Annotated in this window: 4 protein-coding genes, 1 pseudogene and 1 riboswitch; all 5 genes and pseudogenes read left to right on the plus strand. The window is 72.2% G+C overall.

Going from position 1 to position 4,406, the window contains the following annotated elements; translation table 11 throughout:
• Nucleotides 1–404, plus strand: a pseudogene (locus tag ACTHJJ_RS12390) (EcsC family protein); the annotation flags it as partial.
• Between the two features lie 71 nt (nt 405–475).
• The gene (locus ACTHJJ_RS12395; protein WP_440303248.1) at nt 476–997 is read left to right on the plus strand and encodes a YkvA family protein; all 522 of its coding nucleotides are present in this window, start codon (nt 476–478) and stop codon (nt 995–997) included.
• Between the two features lie 163 nt (nt 998–1,160).
• A complete protein-coding gene (locus ACTHJJ_RS12400; RefSeq protein ID WP_440303249.1) occupies nt 1,161–2,249 on the plus strand; it encodes a DUF4192 domain-containing protein in 1,089 nt (362 codons plus the stop codon).
• A 68-nt stretch (nt 2,250–2,317) separates the two neighbouring features.
• Nucleotides 2,318–2,429, plus strand: a riboswitch (SAM riboswitch).
• Between the two features lie 112 nt (nt 2,430–2,541).
• A complete protein-coding gene (metX, locus tag ACTHJJ_RS12405) occupies nt 2,542–3,672 on the plus strand; it encodes a homoserine O-acetyltransferase MetX (RefSeq protein ID WP_440303250.1) in 1,131 nt (376 codons plus the stop codon).
• A 164-nt stretch (nt 3,673–3,836) separates the two neighbouring features.
• Entirely contained in the window at nt 3,837–4,235 is a 399-nt protein-coding gene (locus tag ACTHJJ_RS12410; protein ID WP_034715911.1) for a universal stress protein, read from the plus strand.
• The last annotated feature ends 171 nt before the right edge of the window (nt 4,236–4,406 follow it).

Consider the following 4,406-nt stretch of genomic DNA (forward strand, 5'->3'; position numbering starts at 1 on the left):
CCAACGTCCTCGAGTTCTACATCCTCGGCACACGGATGACGGCCGCGATCGCGAAGCTGCGCGGCTACGACATCGACCAGCCCGAGATCCGGTCGGCGATCCTGCTCACGCTCACCGGCGCCGACACCGACGACATCCTCAAGAAGGCGGGCCTCGTTGGCCCCGGCGGGAGGATCGCCGCCCTCGCCGTCGACCGGCTGCCGCCGCCCGCGCTCATGGTCGTCAACAAGGCTGTCGGGTTCCGGCTGCTGGGCAAGCTCGGTGACGGGGCCCTCAGCAGGCTGGGGCGAGGGGTGCCGTTCCTCGGCGGTGCGGTGGGCGGAGGGATCGACGTCTACCTGCTCGGCAAGATCGCGAAGCAGGCCGAGCAGGAGTTCCCGCCGGTCTCACCCTTCGCCGCCTGAGCCGTGGTCACGCTTCGGACATGGCTGTCGTGCCCCGGAATCCGGGCGATCGAGTCGTCGTTGGTCGGGACATGAAGCGCACCTCCCCCCTCAAGCTCGCCGCCACCGCGGCGTCGTTGCTGCGTGCGACGACGCGGCCCGGGGCTCCGACGCTCTCGGAGCGGGTCAACGCGGTGCCGCGCCTCGTCCGGGCGACGATGGGCGGCACGTATCAGGGGGTGACGCGGGGCCGGCTCGCTCTCGTCGGCGCCGCCGTGGCGTATGTCGCATCGCCGGTCGACCTGCTGCCCGAGCTGGTCCTGCCGGTCGTCGGTCTCGCCGACGACGCACTCGTCATCTCCTGGGCGGTCCGCGTCTTCCTTGACGAGACCGACCGTTTCCTCGCCTGGGAGCTCGGCCAGGGCGTGCGGGCACGACCGACGGTGATCCGCCGGGACGTGCTACACGGACGCGGCCGGACCGCCGACCCGGACCCGAGCGCGGACCGGACCGGCGCGGCAGCGGACGGACCCGTCCGGACCGGGGGACGTGCGGTGCGGGCCGCGGCGACCGACTACGTGCTCGAGTCGCTCCGCAAGCGCCTGGAGCGTTGAGGCTGCTCGAGGTCGGGGCGCACTGACCTGGGTCCCTCGCTCCCGGGTGGAAGGCCGAGGTCGGTGTCCACAGCCCCCGCCGCCTGGTCCCGTTGTCCACAGATCCGGGCCCGGGACGGGATGACGGCTGTCACGGCGCGCCCCGCGACGCAAGGCTCGGGCCATGGAGCAGCAGAAGATCTCCCTGACCGGACCGCCAGACCTGCTGGCCGTCATTCCCTATCACCTCGGTTTCCACCCGGCGCGCAGCGTGGTGGTCGTGTGCCTGAACGGCAAGCGGATGGGGCTCGTCGTCCGGCTCGACGTCGTCGCTGACCTCTCGGAGGCGTCCGCGGTGGCGGCGTCGATCCTGCACGTCCTGCGGCGCGAGGCCCCCGACGGTGTCATGGTGATCGGCTACGAGGACGAGCCGGGGGAGAGCGAGCCCGTGTCCCAGGCGATCGCCACCGGTCTGGGCCTCGAGCACATCACCCTGGTCGACCGCATCGTCGTCCGTGGCGACCGGTGGATCGGGCTGATGTGCACCTGTTGTCCGGACGAGCCCGTCCCGCCGCCGCACGAGGTCGCCGCGGTGGCGACCTACGTCGGGTTGGGCCGGGCGGCGCTCCGCTCCCGCGACGAGCTCGCCGCGGTCGTGCGGCCCCTCGAGCCGGCGCCGTCCGGCCTGAGCGAGGCGATCGACGCCTGGGTCGCCGAGGTCGTCGAGCCCCGGGCGCTCTTCGAACCCCGCTGGCCGGCCTCCGCCGGGGCGTGGTCTGAGATCACGTGGGCGGACCACTGCCTGTCCGCATGGGCCGATCTCCTCGGCGGCCACTTCGACGGTCGGGACGTCCCGGAGGGAGAGCTGTGCCTGCTGCTCGGCAGCCTGCGTTACCGCGACCTGCGCGATGGGATCATCGCGCTGCTCTGCCCTGGCAGCCTCGAGCGGGGCGCGCTCGACCCCCGGCTCGTCGAGCTGCTCGAGACCCATGTGGCGCCGGTCATCGATGACGTCGAGGAGCGCGACGAGGGCGAGGACGCGCACTGGGTGATCCGCTCGCGGCTCGAGCGGCTGTGCCGCCTGGCGCCGGAGGCTCACGCGGCCCCCGTCCTGACCGTGACCGGCGCCCAGGCGTGGTACGCCGGCGACGGCGCCGCGGCGCGCGTGGCCATCGAGCGCGCGCTCGAGGTCGAGCCCGGGCACGTCCTCGCCCGCCTGCTCGCCCACCTGCTCGAGCTGGGCATCCGGCCTCCCGGCCTCGCCGCTGCGTAGCTGGTCTGCGTCCAGCGTGTGGACGTCCGGTCGGACCCGGGACGCGAGGTCGCGTAGGGTGTCATCCAGGTCATGAGTGCCAGCGCAAAGCCCCGGTTTGCTGGCCGGCAACCCTCCTTCGCGGTGGGGTGCCCCGGGTGAGGACCAGGCCGCACGATCCGGTGCGAGCAAGCGCGAGAGACGAGGAGCGTCGATGACGGTGACCCACCGACACGAGGCCTTGACACGTCACGGGCGGTCGATCACGCCCCCTCCGGTGCCACCGCGCCCCGTGGCGTCCACGCGCACACCGGTGCGCCGTCGCGACGACGGAACCTGGCGGGAGGGCGACCCGGTCGGCGACCGGCGGTTCCTCGACCTGGGCGAGATCCACCTCGAACGCGGCGGAGTGCTGACCGAGGTCCGAGTCGCCTACGAGACGTGGGGCAGGCTCAACGCCGACGCGGACAACGTCGTCCTGGTCGAGCACGCTCTCACCGGTGACAGCCACGTGGTCGGTCCGGCCGGTCCCGGCCACCCCACACCGGGCTGGTGGGACGGACTCATCGGCCCCGGCCGGCCGCTCGACACCGAGCGCTTCTTCGTCGTCAGCACGAACGTCCTCGGGGGGTGCCAGGGCACCACCGGACCCGTGAGCGCGGCACCCGACGGGCGGGCCTGGGGCGGCCGGTTCCCCTATGTCACCATCCGCGACCAGGTCCGTGTCGAGGAGGCGCTCCTCGACCGGCTCGGTGTCACCCGCCTCGCGGCGGTCATCGGCGGCTCGATGGGCGGGATGCGGGCGATCGAGTGGGCCGTCATGGGCGGCGAGCGGGTCGAGCGCGCCATCGTCCTCGCGAGTACCGCCCACGCGACGGCCGACCAGATCGCCTGGGCGCAGGCCCAACTCCTCGCGATCCGCACCGATCCCGACTTCGCCGGCGGCGACTACTACGACACGGGCCGCACCCCCGATGCGGGCCTCGGCATCGCTCGGCGGATCGCCCACGTGACGTACCGGACCGAGACCGAGCTCAACGACCGGTTCGGCCGGGAGGCGCAGCCGGGGGAGGACCCCCTGGGCTCCACGGAGCGCGGCAGGTTCGCGGTCGAGAGCTACCTCGACCACCACGCGAGCAAGCTGACCCGCCGGTTCGACGCCAACTCCTACGTCGTGCTCACCGAGGCGATGAACTCCCACGACGTCGGGCGTGGCCGCGGCGGCCTGGCCGACGCGCTCGGCCGGGTCGAGGCGGACTGCACCATCGCCTCCGTCGACACCGACCGGCTCTACCCGCCCCGGCTGTCCGACGAGATGGCCGAGCTGCTCCCGCGGGCGACGCGGGAGTCGATCCACTCGGCCTTCGGGCACGACGGCTTCCTCATCGAGTCCGACCAGGTGGCCGGCATCGTGCGGGGCGCCCTCGCGCGTGGGGGACGGTGACGGGCGGCTGACCCAGCGCCCCCAAGGCCGCGCCGGCGAGCGGGAGCGCGCTCACGCCATACCACCGTGTTGTTGGCGACACCGGGGCCTTGCGGCCCTCCTCGCGTGGGGTAATCGGGTAGCGTCGCAGCACAGTTCACCGATGCGTATGAGGAGGTCTCCCCGTGGCCATTGTCGTGGGATACGTCGCCACCAAGGAAGGTCGAGCGGCGCTCAAGCGAGCCGCAGAGGAGTGTGTCCTTCGCAAGACGAAGCTCGTCGTCATCAGCTCGCACCGCGGCGGGCGCGACTTCGACGCGACGGAGGCTACCCGCTTCGAGGCGGAGCTCTCCCGCGTGCAGCACCTGCTGGAGGAGAAGGGGCTCGACCACGAGGTGCGGCAGCTGGTCCGCGGCAACGACCCGGCCGAGGACCTCATCTCGGTCGCCGAGGAGGAGAAGGCCGACTTCATCGTCATCGGCCTCCGGCGCCGCAGCCCGGTCGGCAAGCTGATCCTCGGCTCCAACGCACAGCGCATCCTGCTGGACGCGAGCTGCCCCGTCCTCGCTGTCAAGGCCGACTGAGCGCCACGCACGGGGTCGTACGAGACCGTCGCGGAGCCGCGCCCCCCCCGGCCCCCACGCCGCGCGGGCGGGGCGCCCCTTAGTGTGGGGGGCGACCCCGGTTTATAAATTACATAGTAACCGAAAGCAAAAGGCGAACCACAAAAAATATGAAAGGATAGACAACAAAAC

Origin of the sequence: Intrasporangium sp. (assembly GCF_051961875.1) — a bacterium.
GTDB lineage: Bacteria > Actinomycetota > Actinomycetes > Actinomycetales > Dermatophilaceae > Intrasporangium_A.